General features: G+C 62.0%; 13 protein-coding genes and 2 pseudogenes. 10 read left to right on the forward strand and 5 right to left on the reverse strand.

The features are described 5' to 3' along the window. Positions 1-41: 41 nt before the first annotated feature. Positions 42-1,724, reverse strand: coding sequence for a DUF3300 domain-containing protein (locus ASE61_RS23805; RefSeq protein ID WP_061971233.1), 1,683 nt, complete (start codon positions 1,722-1,724; stop codon positions 42-44). A gap of 88 nt (positions 1,725-1,812) precedes the next feature. Then, entirely contained in the window at positions 1,813-2,052 is a 240-nt protein-coding gene (locus ASE61_RS23810; RefSeq protein WP_061971235.1) for a hypothetical protein, read from the reverse strand. A 249-nt stretch (positions 2,053-2,301) separates the two neighbouring features. Between ASE61_RS23810 and ASE61_RS23815 the strand changes: the two genes are divergently transcribed. The 7 genes from ASE61_RS23815 to ASE61_RS23840 all read left to right on the forward strand — a co-directional run bounded on the left by ASE61_RS23815 (position 2,302) and on the right by ASE61_RS23840 (position 12,862). Continuing rightward, entirely contained in the window at positions 2,302-5,025 is a 2,724-nt protein-coding gene (locus tag ASE61_RS23815; RefSeq protein WP_061971237.1) for a decarboxylase, read from the forward strand. A gap of 92 nt (positions 5,026-5,117) precedes the next feature. Continuing rightward, positions 5,118-6,809: an aspartate-alanine antiporter gene (gene aspT / locus ASE61_RS23820; RefSeq protein ID WP_061971543.1), complete on the forward strand. Its 1,692-nt coding sequence runs from the start codon at positions 5,118-5,120 to the stop codon at positions 6,807-6,809. Positions 6,810-6,858: 49 nt separating this feature from the next. Continuing rightward, a complete protein-coding gene (locus ASE61_RS23825; RefSeq protein WP_061971238.1) occupies positions 6,859-8,511 on the forward strand; it encodes a bifunctional aspartate transaminase/aspartate 4-decarboxylase in 1,653 nt (550 codons plus the stop codon). 93 nt (positions 8,512-8,604) lie between these two features. Further along, the gene (aspT, locus tag ASE61_RS23830) at positions 8,605-10,302 is read left to right on the forward strand and encodes an aspartate-alanine antiporter (protein WP_061971240.1); all 1,698 of its coding nucleotides are present in this window, start codon (positions 8,605-8,607) and stop codon (positions 10,300-10,302) included. Between the two features lie 103 nt (positions 10,303-10,405). Beyond that, positions 10,406-10,660, forward strand: coding sequence for a hypothetical protein (locus ASE61_RS27300; protein WP_082617729.1), 255 nt, complete (start codon positions 10,406-10,408; stop codon positions 10,658-10,660). A 222-nt stretch (positions 10,661-10,882) separates the two neighbouring features. Beyond that, the gene (locus ASE61_RS23835) at positions 10,883-11,608 is read left to right on the forward strand and encodes an outer membrane protein (protein ID WP_061971242.1); all 726 of its coding nucleotides are present in this window, start codon (positions 10,883-10,885) and stop codon (positions 11,606-11,608) included. A 228-nt stretch (positions 11,609-11,836) separates the two neighbouring features. Continuing rightward, positions 11,837-12,862: an AI-2E family transporter gene (locus tag ASE61_RS23840; RefSeq protein ID WP_244492999.1), complete on the forward strand. Its 1,026-nt coding sequence runs from the start codon at positions 11,837-11,839 to the stop codon at positions 12,860-12,862. On the opposite strand, the pseudogene ASE61_RS27305 reads toward ASE61_RS23840, so the two are convergent. From ASE61_RS27305 to bla, 3 genes and pseudogenes are all read right to left on the reverse strand, one after another. Beyond that, a pseudogene (locus ASE61_RS27305) lies at positions 12,842-13,075 on the reverse strand (hypothetical protein); the annotation flags it as partial. The gene ASE61_RS23840 and the pseudogene ASE61_RS27305 sit on opposite strands and share 21 nt — an antisense overlap. A gap of 219 nt (positions 13,076-13,294) precedes the next feature. Continuing rightward, on the reverse strand, positions 13,295-13,954 hold the full coding sequence (locus ASE61_RS23845) for a uridine kinase (protein ID WP_142022882.1): 660 nt from the start codon (positions 13,952-13,954) through the stop codon (positions 13,295-13,297). Between the two features lie 361 nt (positions 13,955-14,315). Then, on the reverse strand, positions 14,316-15,209 hold the full coding sequence (gene bla, locus ASE61_RS23850; RefSeq protein WP_082617698.1) for a class A beta-lactamase: 894 nt from the start codon (positions 15,207-15,209) through the stop codon (positions 14,316-14,318). Positions 15,210-15,312: 103 nt separating this feature from the next. Between bla and ASE61_RS23855 the strand changes: the two genes are divergently transcribed. The 3 genes and pseudogenes from ASE61_RS23855 (at position 15,313) to ASE61_RS23865 (ending at position 17,340) form a co-directional block, all read left to right on the forward strand. Next, positions 15,313-16,176: a LysR family transcriptional regulator gene (locus tag ASE61_RS23855; RefSeq protein WP_061971247.1), complete on the forward strand. Its 864-nt coding sequence runs from the start codon at positions 15,313-15,315 to the stop codon at positions 16,174-16,176. Between the two features lie 248 nt (positions 16,177-16,424). Then, a pseudogene (locus tag ASE61_RS23860) lies at positions 16,425-16,871 on the forward strand (alpha/beta family hydrolase). Positions 16,872-16,983: 112 nt separating this feature from the next. Then, complete coding sequence (locus tag ASE61_RS23865) at positions 16,984-17,340, forward strand: DUF2200 domain-containing protein (protein ID WP_061971248.1); 357 nt, start codon at positions 16,984-16,986, stop codon at positions 17,338-17,340. Positions 17,341-17,360: the final 20 nt, after the last annotated feature.

Consider the following 17,360-nt stretch of genomic DNA (forward strand, 5'->3'; position numbering starts at 1 on the left):
TCCCCAACATGTGAAACAGGACTTGGATCCGGCGGGCCTTCTCAGTGCCGGTCGCCTCCCGCGGGCAGTTGCGCTCCGGAAGCCTTCCATTGCTCGAAGGTCTGGAACGGCACGCCGAGCCGGCGGTAGTCGACCCGCAGATAGCCATCCGCGCCGCGGCGCACGGTCCATGGCGCGACGCGCTGAACCTCCTGGGCGATCACGCCGACATAGCTCGTCCTGGAGCCGCCATATTCGAAACGGTAGAAGCCGAGTCCGCTCTCCATGCGCCCGAGCAGCGCGACATGGTGCTTGAGCCGGATGTCGGATCGACGCCCCCCGCTACCGCCTCCTCGGCTGCCGCGTTGACCGCCACCGAACTGTCCTCCTCCGGCTCCGCCGAAGCCACCCCTCCCCATGGCGGCGCCGCCGCCGCGCATGCCGGGCCCGCCGGCATGCGTCGCCCGGCCGCCGCCGCCAGGCGCGCGGGCCATGCTCGCGTGCCCGCGCTGTGATTGAAGATTAGCAGCGCGCCCCGTCTGCATATTGCCGAAGGCGTTGTCGCGCGCAGCTCCTGCTCGTTGCGCACCACCATCCGGGCGCCGCGGCTGGGTGGCCGCTCGTGGTTGTCCCGCACCGCGCCCGCCATCGGGCCGCGCGCGGTCACCACCGGGCCGATCCGGCCGGTTTCCGGCCGCAGGCCGATCACCGCCTGGCCGATCGGGTCTGTTGCCTGCTCGGGGACGATCCCCCGGTCGCTGATCCGGCCGTAATCCGGCGCCCGCGCCGACCTCGCCCCGGCCGCCGTCAGGACGCAGGACCTGATCGCCGCTGCGCCCGCGGAAATCCATCCTGTCCGCCGCCCCGGCGCGAATGTTGTTGTTCGAAAACTTCTGCCGGACGGCATCGTTGCCGTAGCGCACACCATGGCGATGCTGAGGGTTATGCTCCCAATGGGTCAGGCGATTGCGGTCAATATTGATGTTCCCTCCGCCGATCCAGTTGACGTTTCCGCCCCAATAGCCGCCCGCGGTCCAGCGCCCCAGTGCATAGGCGGCGCCGAATGCGAGGCCCGTCGTGACGACGCCGGCAGCGATATAGCCCGGGGCCGGAAAATAGGACGGCGGATAGGCGGGGTAGGGCCAGGCGCCGTAGACCACGGCTGGATCGTAATAGGGCACGTACACCGTGTCCGGACTGGCCGGCTCGATTAGGATCGTCTGCTTCCCGCTATCCTGCTGGACCGTGACCTTCTGCTGGGAGCCGGATGAGAGCTTCTTGGCGTCGTAGGCGCGCGTGCGCAACCTCTGGACGCCGTCCATGACATCGGGCTGCTGGGCGAGGAAAGCGTCACCCAGCTTCTGCGTCCAGTCCAGATTCTTGCTCAACATCTCCAGGACGGATGGGGTCGCTATCAGAGACTTCACGCTCGCATCCCATGACTGCTTGTCGACCGCCGCCTTCAACTGGTCTCCGCTGAGCTTCTTGTTGATCGTGACCCATCGGTCCGCCTGGACCACCTCCAGCGGATAGGTCGAAGCCATCAACACCTGCGCCAACAGCGGATCGGGGTAGAGCGCGATCGGCGCGATGAGCGCGTCTAGCTCCGCGCTGCTCAGAGGTTGCTCTGCCTGCGCTGCAGGCGTCCCAGCCGCCGGCTGAGATCGAGGCGGCGGCGTCTGCGCCAGAGGTGAGGAAGTGAGCCCCCCCGCTAAGACACAGGCGAGCACGATCCGCAGATGCATCGCATTCTCCCAGAAATGAGGCTCGAGCAGCCCGCGGCGCTGTGTCAGAAGTCCGCGTAGAGACCACAGGCTTCGGCGAAAAGGCTGTTCATTTGCCGGCCGAGTATGCCTTCTGCTTCGCTTGAAATGCGCGAAATGCTTCGATGTTGTCCTGACCAGCCCGCATTGCTTTATCCGCGCGACCGTCCCGCCTCATGTTGTAGTCCTCATGGATCACATCCATGGCGCAACCTCCGGTTTTACTGCAGGCGACGGCATCATTTTGGCTTGCGGAACCCAGGAGTGTGGCCGTAGCCAAGATGGTCGCGAAAAACATCTTTCCGATCATGGCGTAAACCTCGTTGTTAACGGCAGGTCGCACGGGTGAAATTGCGGGTTGAGTACGCAGTAAAGACACGCAGATGCCGGCTATCTGGCGGGCTGATCTTAAACGAATGCGCGCAGCTGAATGTTGTACTCAGGTACAATACGTTGTCGACCCGCATTGTGCTGAACTCCTTGCGATGGATACCGCGTCAACTGGCCTGGTGTCTCGGGGTACGTTGGTCGCAGATTGCTTCCAGGGAGAGAATTCGCAATGTCCTCGACGGCTCAAGAATCGCGCTCCATCGACCATTTTTTCTCGTCCCCTTCCGGCCGCACCGACCGCTGGCGGGATCTCCACGCTGTCGCGCGTTCCTGGTCCAAGGGGATACAGTCCCGTGGCGAGGTCGAGCAGGCACTCGAGGAATTGGGCACGATCGAAGAATTCTACGCCTTTCCAGGCCATGATTTGATCGGCGCCCTACGACAGCACCTTCAGAATAACGACACCAACAGTTTCCTGGCGCTCGCCAAGCGGATTTCGGTTGCGATCATCACCGGCAATTACAAGCAAGACGCCAAGGAGTGGCAGTCGATCGATCTGTCGCTGGCTGACCCCGTCGATGCTCTGCCGTCATCGCTAGGGGACACGCCGACACACCGCCCCTACTTCGAAATGCTGGCAGTGACGCCGGCTCCGGCCGGACGCTGGCCTCACATGGCCGCCGAATTCCGCCGGCTGCGACGGCCGGAAGACACCTTCGTCTACGAGACGGTCATGGTCGGCAGCCTGGAGGATGCGGTCTGCGCGGCCGTACTCAACCCGGATATCGCCGCCGTCGTGATCTATGAGGGCTTCGTGCTGAAGTCCCAGCACGAAGCGCCGATCCTACGCAGCGTTCTGGCCGCACAGCAGCCGCTTCTCGACTCCGCCGACGAGGCCGATCTGGCACTGCGCCTGGCAACCGGGCTGAAAGCGATCCGCCCCGAACTCGACATTTACCTGCTGTCAGATCGGCGCGTCGAGAAGCTCGCCGGCGATCCGCGAGCCGCCATGATCAGGCGCGTAATGTACCAGATCGAGGAACCGCTGGAACTCCACCTCTCGGTGTTGGAGGGCATCAAGGCACGCTACGAGACGCCTTTTTTCGACAATCTCAAGCTCTACGCGCAGCGACCCGTCGCCACGTTCCATGCGCTTCCGATCGCGCGCGGCAAGTCGGTCTTCAGCTCGCCTTGGATCCGCGACATGGGCCAGTTCTATGGTCTCAACCTGTTCCTGGCCGAGAGCAGCGCCACCACCGGCGGCCTCGACAGTCTGCTGGAGCCGACCGGCAACATCAAGCGGGCGCAAGAAATGGCCGCGCGCGCCTTCGGTGCCGATCACGTGTTCTTCGTCACCAACGGCACGAGCACTTCGAACAAGATGGTGCTGCAGGCGCTGATCGCGCCGGGCGACATCGTCATCCTCGACCGCAACTGCCACAAATCGCACCATTACGGGCTGGTGCTGAGCGGCGCACAGCCCTTCTATGTCGAAGCCTTCCCGATGGTCGAATTCTCGATGTACGGGGCGGTGCCGCTGCGCACCATCAAGAAGGCGCTGCTCGACCTCAAGGCCGAGGGCCGCCTCGACCGCGTCAAGATGGTCGACCTGACCAACTGCACCTTCGACGGCCACATCTACAACACCCGGCGCGTGATGGAGGAATGCCTCGCGATCAAGCCGGATCTGATATTCCTCTGGGACGAGGCCTGGTTCGGCTTCGCCCGCTGGTCGCCCTTCCTGCGGCCGCGTACCGGCATGGGCGCGGCCGCAGACATCGAGGCTTGGATAGCGGGGCCAGAGGCTGTTAGGCAATATGAAGAGCAGCAAAAGGAACTCGGAGCGGCCCCTTCGTTCGAGAAGCTCCTAGCCACGCGCCTCCTGCCCGATCCGCGCGCTGTCCGGCTTCGCGTCTACCAGACCAATTCCACCCACAAGTCGATGTCGGCAATCCGCCAGGGCTCGATGGTGCTGGTCAGAGACGTCGATTTCCACAAGGTCGAGGCACAGTTTCACGAGGCAGTGTTCACCCACGCGTCGACCAGTCCAAACCAGCAGCTCATCGCCAGCCTTGACGTCGCCCGTCGGCAGATGGAACTCGAGGGCTACGGGCTGGTGATGAACGCGATCGAGATCGCGCTCGATATCCGGCGCGAGGTCGCGGCGCATCCGGTCATATCGAAATACTTTAAGGTCGTCGGCGCCGACGGCATGGTTCCGAAGAAGTACCGCAGCAGTGGCTTCGTCGATTTCCTCGATCCCGAGACGCGCTGGGACGACCAGTTGCGCAGCATGCGGGAGGACGAGTTTTGCCTTGACCCGACCCGCATGACGCTTGTCTGCGGCACAGCAGGCTTCGACGGCACCTCTTTTAAAGGCCTGCTCGCCGCGCAGTACGGCATCCAAGTCAACAAGACCTCCCGCAACTCGGTTCTGTTGCAATCCAACATCAACAACACCCGCAGCGACGTCGCGCTCCTGATCGGCGTCCTGCTGAAGATCAGCAACGAGATCGAGACGCGTCTGCGCCAGGGCGGCGAAAGCGAGCGCAACGCCTTCGATTCACGCATGCACAGTCTGATGAATGATGTCCCCGACCTGCCGGATTTCAGCCGCTTCGACGAGGCCTTCCGAGGCGACGCCGGCAAGACGACGCCGGAGGGCGACATGCGCACAGCCTTCTTCACCGCCTATGCAGCTGAGAAGTGCGAATACCTGCCAATTAACAGTGCAGAATGCGACCGGCGGCTCGAAACGGGCCCGGCACTGATCTCGGCTAACTTCGTCATCCCCTACCCGCCCGGTTTCCCCATCCTAGTGCCCGGACAGGTGGTGACGCACGAGACGATCACCTTCATGCGGAAGCTCGATGTCAAGGAAATCCACGGCTACGAGAAGACCAAGGGCCTGAAGCTGCTGAAGCCCGACGCGCTCGCCCGCAAGAAGAAATAAGAATGCCGGCCAAGGCCGCAAGCTGACAAGCCCAGAGCTGACAGGTGGTCGGTACGCTGTTCGGCTTCAAATTCCAGAGACAGGGGATCGGAATGTTCGACTGGTTCGTCACAACACTACGCAGTTACCCCGAGATCGCACTCTTCCTGTCGCTGGCAATCGGATATTATGTCGGCGGCTTCGCCTATAAGGGCTTCAGCCTCGGCGCGGTGACCTCGACGCTCATCGCCGCAGTCGTGATCGGCCAACTCGGCATCACGATCTCGCCCCACGTCAAAGCGACGTTCTTCCTGATGTTCCTGTTCGCGGTGGGTTACGGCGTCGGACCTCAGTTCGTCCGCGGCATCGCCAAGGACGGCGCTCCTCAGGCGGTCTTTGCCGTCGTTGTGACTGTGTTCTGCCTCGCGGTTCCCGTCATGATAGCCAAGTTCGCTGGCTACCATCCGGGCTATGCCGCCGGCCTTTATGCAGGCACGCAAACCATTTCGGCCTCGATGGGCCTGGCAACCGATGCGATCAACCGCCTGGGGCTGTCTGCCGAGCAGACCAAGGAATATCTCGACGCGATGCCGGTAGCCTACGCAGTGACCTACATCTTCGGCACCGTCGGCTCCGCCATGGTCTTGGCGTTGTTGGGACCTAAGCTCCTCAACATCGATCTCGTCCAGGCCTGCAAGGACTACGAGGCAAAGCTCGGCGGCGGCAAGGAGATCGGCGGCCCAGGCTCAGTATGGCGGCGTTTTGAGTTGCGAGCCTTCCGCTTGCGGCAGGGCGCAAAAGTCGCTGGCATGCGCGCCGCGGAAGCAGAGGCGCTTGTGCCGGACGCCCGGGTCTTCGTCGAGCGCATCCGCCGCAACGGCGTCATCGAAGATGCCACCGTCGACACCATCCTGCGCGAAGACGACATCATCGCCATTGCTGGGCCGCGCGAGGTGCTCGTCAGCCTCATCGGCCAAACCGCCGAAGAGATCGAGGATCCGGAACTGCTCGACCTCAAAGCCGAGGGCGTCGACGTCTACGTCACCAGCAAGGACGCTGATGGCAAGACTCTCACCGAGCTGTCAAAGATGCCGACGTCTCGCGGTGTCTTCCTGCGCAAGATCGTGCGCGGTGCCACCGCCGTCTCGATCCCGATCCTGCCGGACACTGTGATCCATCGCGGCGACATCCTAACCGTCGTCGGCCGCACCCAGGACATCGCCACCGTCGCCAAGACGCTCGGCCACGCCGACCGTCCGAGCGACGTCGCCGACGTCGCCTTCATCGGTGCCGCCATCACGCTCGGTGCGCTGATCGGCGCGCTCGTCTTCAAGGTCGGGGGTGTCCCGCTGACACTGTCGACCGCTGGCGGCGCGCTCATTTCAGGTCTGGTCTTCGGCTGGCTTCGCTCCGTGCGCCCCCTCTTCGGCCGGATTCCAAGCTCGACCGTCTGGTTCATGAACTCCGTCGGCCTGAACATTTTCATTGCGGTAGTCGGCATCTCGGCGGGCCCGGGCTTTGTCAAGGGATTGCAGACGCAAGGTGTCGGCCTCTTCCTCTGGGGCGCATTGGCCACCACGATCCCGCTGATCCTGTCGATGTATGTCGGAAAGTACATCTTTCGCTTTGATCCCGCCATTCTGCTCGGCGCCTGTTCCGGTGCGCGCACGACTACGGCCGCGCTCGGTATGGTCTGCGAAACCGCCAAGAGTCAGGTTCCCGCCCTGGGTTACACTGTAACCTATGCTGTCGGAAACACGCTTCTAACCATCTGGGGCATGGTGATTATCATGCTTCTGGCCTAACGACCTAGCATCTATCCTTGCGAATAAATTCTCTCAACGGGAGAAGATCATGGATCCTGTCACTCTGCGGACTTTCGAAAAACTCAGCCCGTTCGAGATCAAGGACGAGCTGATCCGCCTCGCCAAGCTGACCGCGCAAGACTCCTCGATTGCTCTGCTCAATGCCGGCCGCGGCAATCCAAACTGGGTGGCGATGACACCGCGCGAGGGCTTCTTCTTGCTCGGGCAATTCGCGATCACGGAAAGCCGGCGTGTGATGAACAAGCCGGCCGGGATTGGCGGCATGCCTAAGGCCGACGGGATCGCCAGGCGCCTCGAGGAGTGGCTGGCCGAACACAAGGATGCGCCCGGCGCCGGCTTCCTACGCGACATGGTCGCCTTCGCGGTCAAGAAGTTTGATTTCAAGCCGGACGCCTTCGTCCATGAACTCGTGGACTCGATCATCGGCGACAACTACCCGGTCCCGGATCGTATGCTCGTCCATAACGAGCGCGTCGTGCACGAGTACTTACAGTGGGCGATGTGCGGCGATCCGCGCCCATCCGGCCAGTTCGACCTCTACGCCGTCGAAGGCGGCACGGCCGCGATGTGCTACATCTTCAAATCGCTGAAGGCAAACCGGCTTCTGAACGCCGGAGATACGATCGCTCTCGCGACGCCGATCTTCACGCCATACCTCGAAATGCCTCATCTGGAGGATTACGGCCTCAACGTGATCTCGGTCGCAGCGCCGCAGGAGAACCGCTTCCAATTCACAGACGAGGAGCTAAAGAAGCTTGAAGATCCCAAGGTCAAAGCCTTCTTCGTCGTCAACCCGGGTAATCCCTACGCGGTCGCCTTGAGCGAGGAGACCATCGCCAAGATCGTAAAGCTGGTCGAGACGAAGCGCCCCGACCTCCTGTTGCTGACCGACGACGTCTACGGGACCTTCGTAAAGGGCTTCCGCGGTCTTCTCGGCGCCCTGCCACGCAACACGATCGGCGTTTACTCCTATTCGAAATACTTCGGCTGCACCGGCTGGCGGCTCGGCGTGATCGCCATTCACAGCGAGAATATCTTCGACAAGGCCATCGCCGCCCATCCGGAGAAGATTTCGGCAGCGCTCGATTCCCGCTATGGGCCGCTGACGCTGAAGCCGCGCGAAATGAAACTGATCGACCGCATCGTCGCCGACAGCCGCGACATCGCGCTCAATCACACCGCCGGCCTCTCCTTGCCGCAGCAAGTGATGATGTCGATGTTCTCGCTGTCCGAGTTAATGGACGAGGCCAAGCTATACCAGAAGACCTGCATGGGGATCGTCAGGGCGAGAGCCGAGCGGATGATCGAGGGGCTGGGCATCGAGGTGCCGGAGAACCTGCTGCATGATCGCTATTACGGCCTGATCGATTTCGAATTCTGGGCCAACAAATATGTCGGCCCCGAGGTCGTGGCCTATATGAAGGAACACGTTCACCCGCTCGACATCGTCTTCCGTCTCGCCGAGGACCACGGCATCGTGCTGCTGAACGGCGGCGGCTTCCACGCGCCCGACTGGTCGGTTCGCGTGTCCTTCGCCAATCTCGACGACGAGGTCTACGGCCAGATCGGACGGGCCACGCGAGCAGTCGCCCGCGGTTACCGCCAAGCTTTTGACGCCTACAACCTCGCGCTCAGCACGGCGAAATCCGCTGGCGGAACGGCGACAACCAAAGAGAAGTGAGCTGAAGGCTGCACCATTCGTTGCCACGTCGCCAGACATTCGACCAGTCGCTTGGACGGTCGGATGTCTGATCCTTCTGCAGAAAGATCCAGCATGCGTTTCGTGATCGAAGCCCTGCAGAACAACCCCGAGCTCGCCATCTTTCTGACGATTGCGCTTGGGTTCCTGATTGGCAAGCTGAAGTTCGGAAGCTTCAGCCTGGGCGTCGTCGTCGGCTGCCTGCTGGCGGGTGTGCTAGTCGGCCAGCTCGACATCAAGATTCCAGCGACCGTTAAATCGGTCTTCTTCGATCTCTTCCTCTTCACCACCGGGTACAAGGTTGGTCCGCAGTTCTTCCGCGCCTTGAAACGCGACGCGCTTCCCCAGATGGCGCTTACGGTCGTTTTGTGCGTGACATGCCTACTCGTGGCGCTGACCTTCGCCAAGCTGCTCGGCTACGACATGGGCACGGCGGCAGGCCTGCTCGCCGGCGCATTTTCTGAATCGACAGTCATCGGAACGGCCGGGGAGGCCATCCAGCGGCTCGACCTGCCGGAGGCCGAGCGCCGGGCCCTCGTGAACAATATTCCGGTGGCCTACGCCGTCACCTATTTGGTCGGGACGACCGCGCTGGTCTGGTTCCTTCCGAAGATAGGCCCTAAACTTATGGGAATTGACCTGCGCGAAGCCGCTCGCGAAGCTACGGCAGCTCTGCATTTGGACAAGGCGAGATCGTCCGGCGAGGCCGATGGTATCACATCAGCCGCCCGCTTGTTCGATGTGCGCGCCTACCGGGTCGAGAAAGCGCAACTGTTTGGGAAGACGATTGCGGAGCTCGAGGCTTTGCCGAAGAAGTCTCGCGTCTTCGTCCTGCGCGGGCGCAGTGGTGATGTCCTGTTCGATCACGCCTCGAATCATCGAATCCGGGCCGGCGACGTCATCGTCGTCATGGCGCGCTTCGAAGTGCATGCCGCACGCGGCGATATCATCGGCCCCGAGGTAAGCGATCCCGAACTGTTGGACATTCCGCTCGAAACGCTCGATGTGATCGTGACGAGCCGCAGGCTCGACGACACGTCGCTGGCGGAACTGGCCGAAAGTCAGTTCGCGCGCGGGGTCTTTCTCGCCAAGCTGACACGTTCCGGCATCGCCATGCCGGTGATCCCGACGACGCGCCTCAATCGCGGCGACGTCATGTCTCTGGTGGGGCCCCTGACGGAGGTCGAGCGCGTCGCGGCAGTGATCGGCTATTCCGACCGACGTACGCCGGCGACCGATATGGTCTTCGTGGGAATGGGAATCTTCCTGGGCGGGCTCTTCGGCCTGCTTTCGGTCGTCGTCTGGGGGGTGCCGCTCACGCTGACGGCGAGCGGCGGCGCGTTGTTCATGGGCCTGCTTTTCGGCTGGCTGCGCTCTGTATACCCGTTCTTCGGCCGTATTCCGGAGGCGGCGATCTGGATCTTCGACACGGTCGGGCTGTGCATGTTCATTGGCATCGTCGGGCTCAGCGCCGGCCCGAGTTTCGTCGCCGGCCTGAAATCGACCGGTATCAGTCTCGTCGCCGTCGGGCTGGTCTCGGCGCTTCTCCCGCACACTGTTGGGATTCTCTTCGGCCGCTACGTATTGAGGATGAACCCGCTCATCGTGCTCGGAGCCTGCGCCGGCGCCGGCACCATTACCGCCGCCCTCAGGGCGATACAGGACGAGGCCCAGAGCAGCATCCCGGCTCTCGGCTACACGGTCCCTTACGCAATCGGCAACATTCTGCTGACTGCCTGGGGACCAGTCCTGATCGCACTGATGACAATCTGATCAAGCCCGCGAGTGCTCATGTCGGCCAGCCTTCTATCCTGATGCACTCCACGCCGCGCCGTTTTGCAAGGCCTACCCCGGACAATAGTTGATGGAGGAAGAAATGAAGCTTGCGATCGCTTTGTCGGCTCTCGTTGCCGCATTCGCCTCGATGGACAGCGGGGATGCCCGTGCCGCCGTTTACTGCCAGTATGTCAATTACCCTGCCGGGTGCATCGTGAGACCCGGAGTTGTGCTGCGGCCACGGCCGGTCGCACGCGCCGTGGCGACACCGGGCGTCGGAGCGCCGGGGGTGGGAGTGCGACCCGGGACACCGATGAATCGCGGCGGCCCGGTCAATCGGGCAGGCCGGCGCTGAAAGTTCGGCCGGCGCTTCCGTCCGGAAGCTCTCACATGCCGTCCATTGGTCCCCCCGCCCGGAGCGGCGAGCCAGATTGCGGCGACTCCAACGCGTCGCGGGGAGTAATACCCGCGATGCGCCTCGGGTACATAAACGATGCAATTTACGAAGAATTCAAATTCCAGAGTTGGTTTCATATGTAACTATCGAGCTACTTACTCATCAAATCAGGAGGGTGACATGCGCTTAGGCCTTTTACCGGCGACTATGCTAGCAGCCTGCCTAACAGCCTCGGCCTTCGCGGCGGACCTGCCAAGTCGTGCGCCTGCAATCGTCTACGCACCGGTGTTCACGTGGACTGGATTGTACGTCGGCCTCAACGCCGGCGTGGGATGGAGCGATTCAGGCGGCGTCATCGTTACTGGCCCAACGTCTGCCTCGTCCGGCTCTCTCGGCGGCGGCGGCGGTGATGGCCAGTTCGTCGGTGGTGGGCAGATTGGCTACAACTGGCAGTCTGGCGCGGTTGTCTACGGCATCGAGACCGACATCCAGTATGTCGACACGGGCGGCGATGTCGCCTGGGGGCCCTATACATGGTGGGCCGGCCGGGGCGGAGGCGACGGCGCCTATTTCGGCACCGTGCGCGTTCGGCTGGGCTACGCCATCGATCGCACCCTGATCTACATGACGGGCGGCCTTGCCTATGGAGGCCTCAACACTAACCCTCTCACTGGCAACGCCACAAGCAACGCCGGCTGGACCATTGGCGGCGGCGTCGAATATGCCTTCACCAACAACTGGACTATCAAGGTCGAAGGTCTTTACGTCGACATCGGCGCGGGAAGAAGGACGCAGAGCTTTGTTAACCCGGCAGGTGGGGCCCTTCCGGCGGGGACCTATACCGCAACAACCAGCGGCAGCGGTAGTGCGGGGCTTCTTCGAGTCGGCGTGAACTACAAGTTCTGACTGCAGGCACTTTGGACCTGTGAGCAGCCGGGCACTTTGCGCGGGGCTGCTTCTCGTAGTCCAGCAAAGGAGGGCCGACGAGTGCCTTCCTTGCCTTGGTAAAGTCGGCCCGGGGAGGGTCGGTCGGCTGTTACCGGAGGTGGCAAGCTCGTACAACGCGTTGAGTAAGGACCCTGACCGATGGACCGGAATGGGCTGCAGTCCCGCGACGCGGTTGCGCCATCAACCATGATCGACACCGCGATCCGAGTCGGATTGGTGGGCGTTCTAGCATTTGCTTGCGCTCGTATCGTACTTCCCTTCATCTTCCTTTTGACTTGGTCGGCGATCCTCGCGGTGATGCTGTATCCGCTCCATCTTCGGCTGGTGCCGCGACTTGGAAATCGTGAATCGGCGCTGCTGATCGGCCTAACCGGCGTCGCGCTGATGCTGGGACCTATGGTGATTCTGGTCACGTCGCTGGCGACATCACTCTATTCGCTGATCTCGAGCTTTCAGAGCCAAGGCGTCACCATGCCTCAGCCGCCGCTGTGGCTCGACGGCGCGCCGCTGGTTGGAAAGAAGCTAACGGAGATCTGGTCTCTTGTTGCCTCCAACCTGCCGGCTGCATTGACGAAATATGGCCACTTAGTCAGCGGCCCGTTGGCATGGTTCGCTTCCTTCGCCGGCGGTCTTGCCATCGGCGAATTGTCATTCGTCGTTTCATTCGCGATCGCCGCCGCGCTGATCGCTCGTGGGCGGGATGCCTCGGAATTTGCTCGCCGCACGCTAGAACGGGTCACTGGAAGCGATGCCCGCGCAATGCACCTGGTCCAACTGACGGCAGCCACGATCCGCGGCGTGGGGCTCGGCGTGGTTGGCGTGGCGCTGATCCAGTCGCTGCTTCTGGGCGTCGGCTTCTTCGTCATTGGAATTCAGGCGGCCGGGCCCTTAACCCTCATTGCTCTCTTGCTGGGTATCATGCAGGTGCCGTTGGTCCTGTTGACTTTACCCATTGTCATCTATGTCTTTTATTCGGAAGTGACGCAGCCGGCCGTCCTTTTCCTCATCTGGAACATCGTCGTCGGACTCAGCGACAATGTTCTCAGGCCATTGTTGATCGGCAGAGGCCTTGAAGTCCCCATGCCGATCATCCTGATCGGCGTTCTCGGTGGCATGATCGTCGACGGGCTGCTCGGTATCTTCGTAGGACCGGTGCTGCTGGCGGTCAGTTATGTACTGCTGTTGGAATGGCTACAGCAACATCCAAATTAACCTACGCCAACATAGCCAATCGAGAACCAACACAGTGCAAGCGCTTGACAAGGTTGGAGCAGAAAGTGAATCGCTCGGGGTTTCCCGGAGGCCATCTCGTTTGAAACATGCCGCCATGGCTGGCTCGTCCAGCATGGCGCAGTAGCGCTCCTCGGCCTCGGCCGGCGGGATATGGCCGATAGGCTCCAGCAGCCGGCGATCGTTTAACCAGTCGGCCCCCGCCGCTTAAGCTCGGTTGCACCACGTTTTGAGACGACATGAGCCCGGCATTAATCTCGCCGGGCTTTTGCGCCATAAGCGGAACTTGCAACTCTGCCAGAAAGCCGACATTCCGCGGTGCCGGTCGAGACAAAAGCTCGTCGAGCCGGTTCGCGTGTCAGCGCAGGGATCTCTGCCACAATTTTTCAGCAGCTTCATCAGGTCCAATCACGGTCAATCATCCGAATTGGCCGCGTCGAAGACCGCATCGAACCGGACCAGGGGCATAACCTCGCGGAAGTAGTGCTCTTCGGCTTCATGCCATTGGCGCTCCCAGGGACCTATAATGCCCTCTCTCACAAGCAGTCTTGCTTTGCGGAAAGCGTCTGAAGCTGTCACGAGAACTTTCATGTCGATGAGGTCCGCGAGTTCCGGCCGAGCCGAATAGACGCCCTCGAGGATAACGACGGATCGCGGTGAAAGCTCAGACACGCTTGACTGCAACCTGCCGTCAAAAGCTTCCCAATCGAACGCGCGCCAACTGGCAGCGCGACCCTGCCGCAAGGCGCCCAGCACAGCGCGCTGGCGGGGCCAGTCGATACAGTCGGCAGCGCGGATGGCGGGGGCATCTGATCGCAACCCAGTGCCGCCGGCAAAGAAGTCGTCACCCTCAATGAGCGCCGCTCCCACCTTATCTGCTAGCAGCGCTGCCAGAGTCGACTTGCCCACGCCGCTGCGTCCGTCGAGCGCAATCACATAGGGCCCATCCGCCTTGGCCGCGTGCAAGTGGATCTGACGAGCGAATGTGCTGGTATCGGAGAAATGCATCAGCGTCTGGCTTCCTGGTAAGTCCGGCGCGATACGCCTCGGATGAAGAAGCTGCTGTCCCGCCATGCCGGTCAGCGTTCCCGTGCAACACTCTGCAAGCAGGTGGCTCTTTCCTCGTTTAGTTATAATCGACCCAGCTATTCTGCGGCGGGATCAATCTCCGCGAGGAACCATTCTCTGAAAGCGCGTATCGCACGGGCTTCCGGTCGCGATTTGAGGCGTGAAAGCCATTATGCATCGGTGGTACCTCCAATTATAGCGGTTGTCGCAGCGTGATCCATGCGCGGGCATCATCGTGGATCACGTTCGACTCGCATCCATCGTGCGCTATCAATGGGCATTCGACTTCCACCGACAACCGTTACCCCGACCTCAGTGGTTGCAGTTTGCCACGGAAAATATCGGCGAATGCTGACGACCGGCTCCCCTAGCGAGATGGAAGCCCGAATGCCTTCATGGCTTGACGCGTCGCATCCGCTACGACGGCATCAATGGCGCCCGGTGTTGCGTCTTGTGCGCCCGTGAAGAACACGCAGATCAGGATCGATGGTCCGCTTGGCGGCCAAATGATGCCGATATTGTTGTGCGTCCCCCGCGCGCCCGTGCCGGTCTTGTGGCCGACGGTGTAGCCGGCGGGGACGCCGGCCTTGATCCGGCCGGCCCCGGTGGGTGTCTCGGTGATCCAACGCGTAAGCAACTGCAGGTGCGCCGCTGAAAGCAAGTTGCCGCGCAAGACGCGGTCGAGGTTGGCCACATATTGCTCGGCCGTCGTGGTATCGCGCATATCGCCGGGCAAGGCGCTATTCAGCTCAATTTCCAGTCGATCCACGCGCGTGACGTGGTCGTCAATGCTGCCATACCACTGCTGGAAGGCAGCCAGTCCGCCCATTTCGCGGATCAGAATATTTGCCGCGGGGTTGTCACTAACCTCGACTGTCGCTTTGCACAGCTCTTCCAGCGTGAGCGTTCTGCCGATGGCCGGCTGCGTGACCGGCCCATGCGGCACCATGTCGGCAGCTGTGATCGGGACGTCTCGGTCTAGCCGATCGCGCCCCTGCTGCACGGTCTGCATCACATAAGCTGCGAGAAACAGTTTGAATGTCGAACAGAAAGCGAAGCGTTCGGTTGAGCGCCAGCCGACCCGCTGGCCGTCCCGCGTCGCGAAAAGCCCGAGACGGCCTCCATGGCGGGCTTCAAGAGACTTGAGATCGAGACTAGTCCCAGGAGCAGCCGCGGCATGCCCGGCGCCGACTAGAGTGGCGCCGGCGCCGATCAAGAATGAGCGCCGGTCCGCAAGGAAATCAATGGTGCGAGTTGTCATGTGCGTTGCGTCTCCAGAGGGAGGCGCAGAGGTAGCGAGGCCGCATGGCCCTAGCCAAATGATCGTTACTCAGATTTGATATGAATAAAATTGGGGCTTCTGGATGGATGTTTCGAGATTGCCGCTCATCGCGCTGCGCGCCTTTGAAGCGTCGGCGCGGCTCGGTAGCCTGACCAAGGCGGGGATGGAGCTGCGCGTGGGCCAGACCGCAATAAGCCATCAGATCAAGCTGCTTGAGAAAGATCTCGGCTTCACGCTGTTCGAGCGCTTGCCGCGTGGCATCGCTCTGACCGAGGAGGCGCAGGCGCTGCTGCCGGTGTTGACGGATGCGCTACGTCGGGTCAGCGACAAGGTGCACCAACTGCGTACCGGCGGCACGGCCGAGATTCTCACGATCGGCGTGGTCAGCAGCTTCGCCCTCGGGTGGCTCCTGCCGCGCCTGCAGGACTTCAACGCGCGGCACCCGCAGATCGAGGTGCGGATCAAGACGAACAACAACCGTGCCGACACGCTCCTCGACGGCCTCGATCTTTTCATTCGTTTCGGTGACGGTGCCTGGCACGGCACAGAGGCGGTCGAGCTGATGCAAGCCCCGCTCGCTCCGGTCTGCAGCCCTGGCCTCGCCATGTCAGTCCGCACTCCGGCTGACCTGCTGGCCCAGCACCTCCTGCGCTCATACCGCCAGGACGAATGGCCGCTCTGGTTCCTTACCGCGGGACTGACCCCGCCGGTCGCGCGGGGCTGGATTTTCGATAACTCGCTGGCCTTGGTCGAAGCGGCAGCGCAAGGTCTCGGTGTTGCGCTGGTCCCCGCCGCGATGTTCTCGCGCGATATCTCTTCCGGTCGGATTGTACAGCCTCTCGACGTCGGTATCGTTACCGGGGCCTACTGGATGACGCGATTGAGGTCACGGACCGAAACCGGCGCCATGGTGGCCTTTAAGAGGTGGATTGTCGCCGAGCTTTAAGCTGAGCATGGAGACGATTGTTTTCAAAGGCGTGCGCCAACAATGGACACTAGTGGTCAGTGTGAAAGCGGGCAGAGATCTGGACAACGCAACCGAAGAGCCGGCACTGACCTGAGAGAGAGGCACGGGCCCGGCCGCAAGCCGAACAGTGCCGAAGGAGTCGCCGCCACTGCTCATTGGGAAGGCTCCGACGCGGGAGATCTGCTGCGGTAAGTTTGCGGCTGACAGCGGCCCCGTGGGACAGCGCAATGTTTCTTTTCGACGGCCCCGACCAGGCCGACGTGACGATCCTCCTGGCGCATGGGGCCGAAGCTCCGATGGGCTCGCGATCAATGACGGCGTCCGCAAATGCCTTAGCCGGAGAGGGCTTTCGCGTTGCCCGCTTTGAGTTCGACTATATGGCGGCGGCGGACCGCAGTTGGGCGCATGCCGTCGGCCCGCGCTGAAAAGCTAAACCCGCGATATATCGCTGCCGTCGACGCGCTCGGCAGGGAGAGCTTGTTATCGGTGGCAAGTCGATGGGCGGGCGCGCCGCGAGCATGGTCGCGGACACGCTGTTAGAGAGTGGACGGATTCGTCGCCTTCTTTGCCTCCGTTATCCTTTCCATCCGCCCGGCAAGCCGGAGCAATTGCGCACCGGCCACCTTGTCGATCTGAAAAATCCCACCCTCATTGAGCGGCCGATCATCTCGTGACCATGTCCGACGCAACTCTTACCTGGGCCGGGCAGCTCAAACCCCCGGCAGGGTCGCGATATGAAGATGGACATCGGGAAACGCCACGAGCAGCGCCGGGAAAGAGCAAGTGATGACGCAGCACCGCATCTACAGAATGAGCTTTGCCAAGATTTATCCTCTTCTGGTCGCCAAGGCGGAGAGGAAGGGGCGCACGAAGGTGGAGGTCGACCAGATCATCCACTGGCTGACCGGCTACGGCCAAGAGGCACTTGCCTCTCAGCTGGCGAAAAACTCGGACTATGAGACCTTTTTCGCCCAGGCGCCGGCACTCAATCCCGCGCGCCTCAGCATAAGGGGAATTGTCTGCGGTGTCCGCGTCGAGGAAATCGCCGAGCCAGTGATGCGGGAAATCCGCTACTTGGACAAGCTCATCGATGAACTCGCCCGAGGGAAGGCGATCGACAAGATCTTATGCCGTCGACCATAGTCAGCGCGCTTGCCGGGGGG

Origin of the sequence: Allobosea sp. Root670 (assembly GCF_001429415.1) — a bacterium.
Lineage (GTDB): Bacteria > Pseudomonadota > Alphaproteobacteria > Rhizobiales > Beijerinckiaceae > Allobosea > Allobosea robiniae.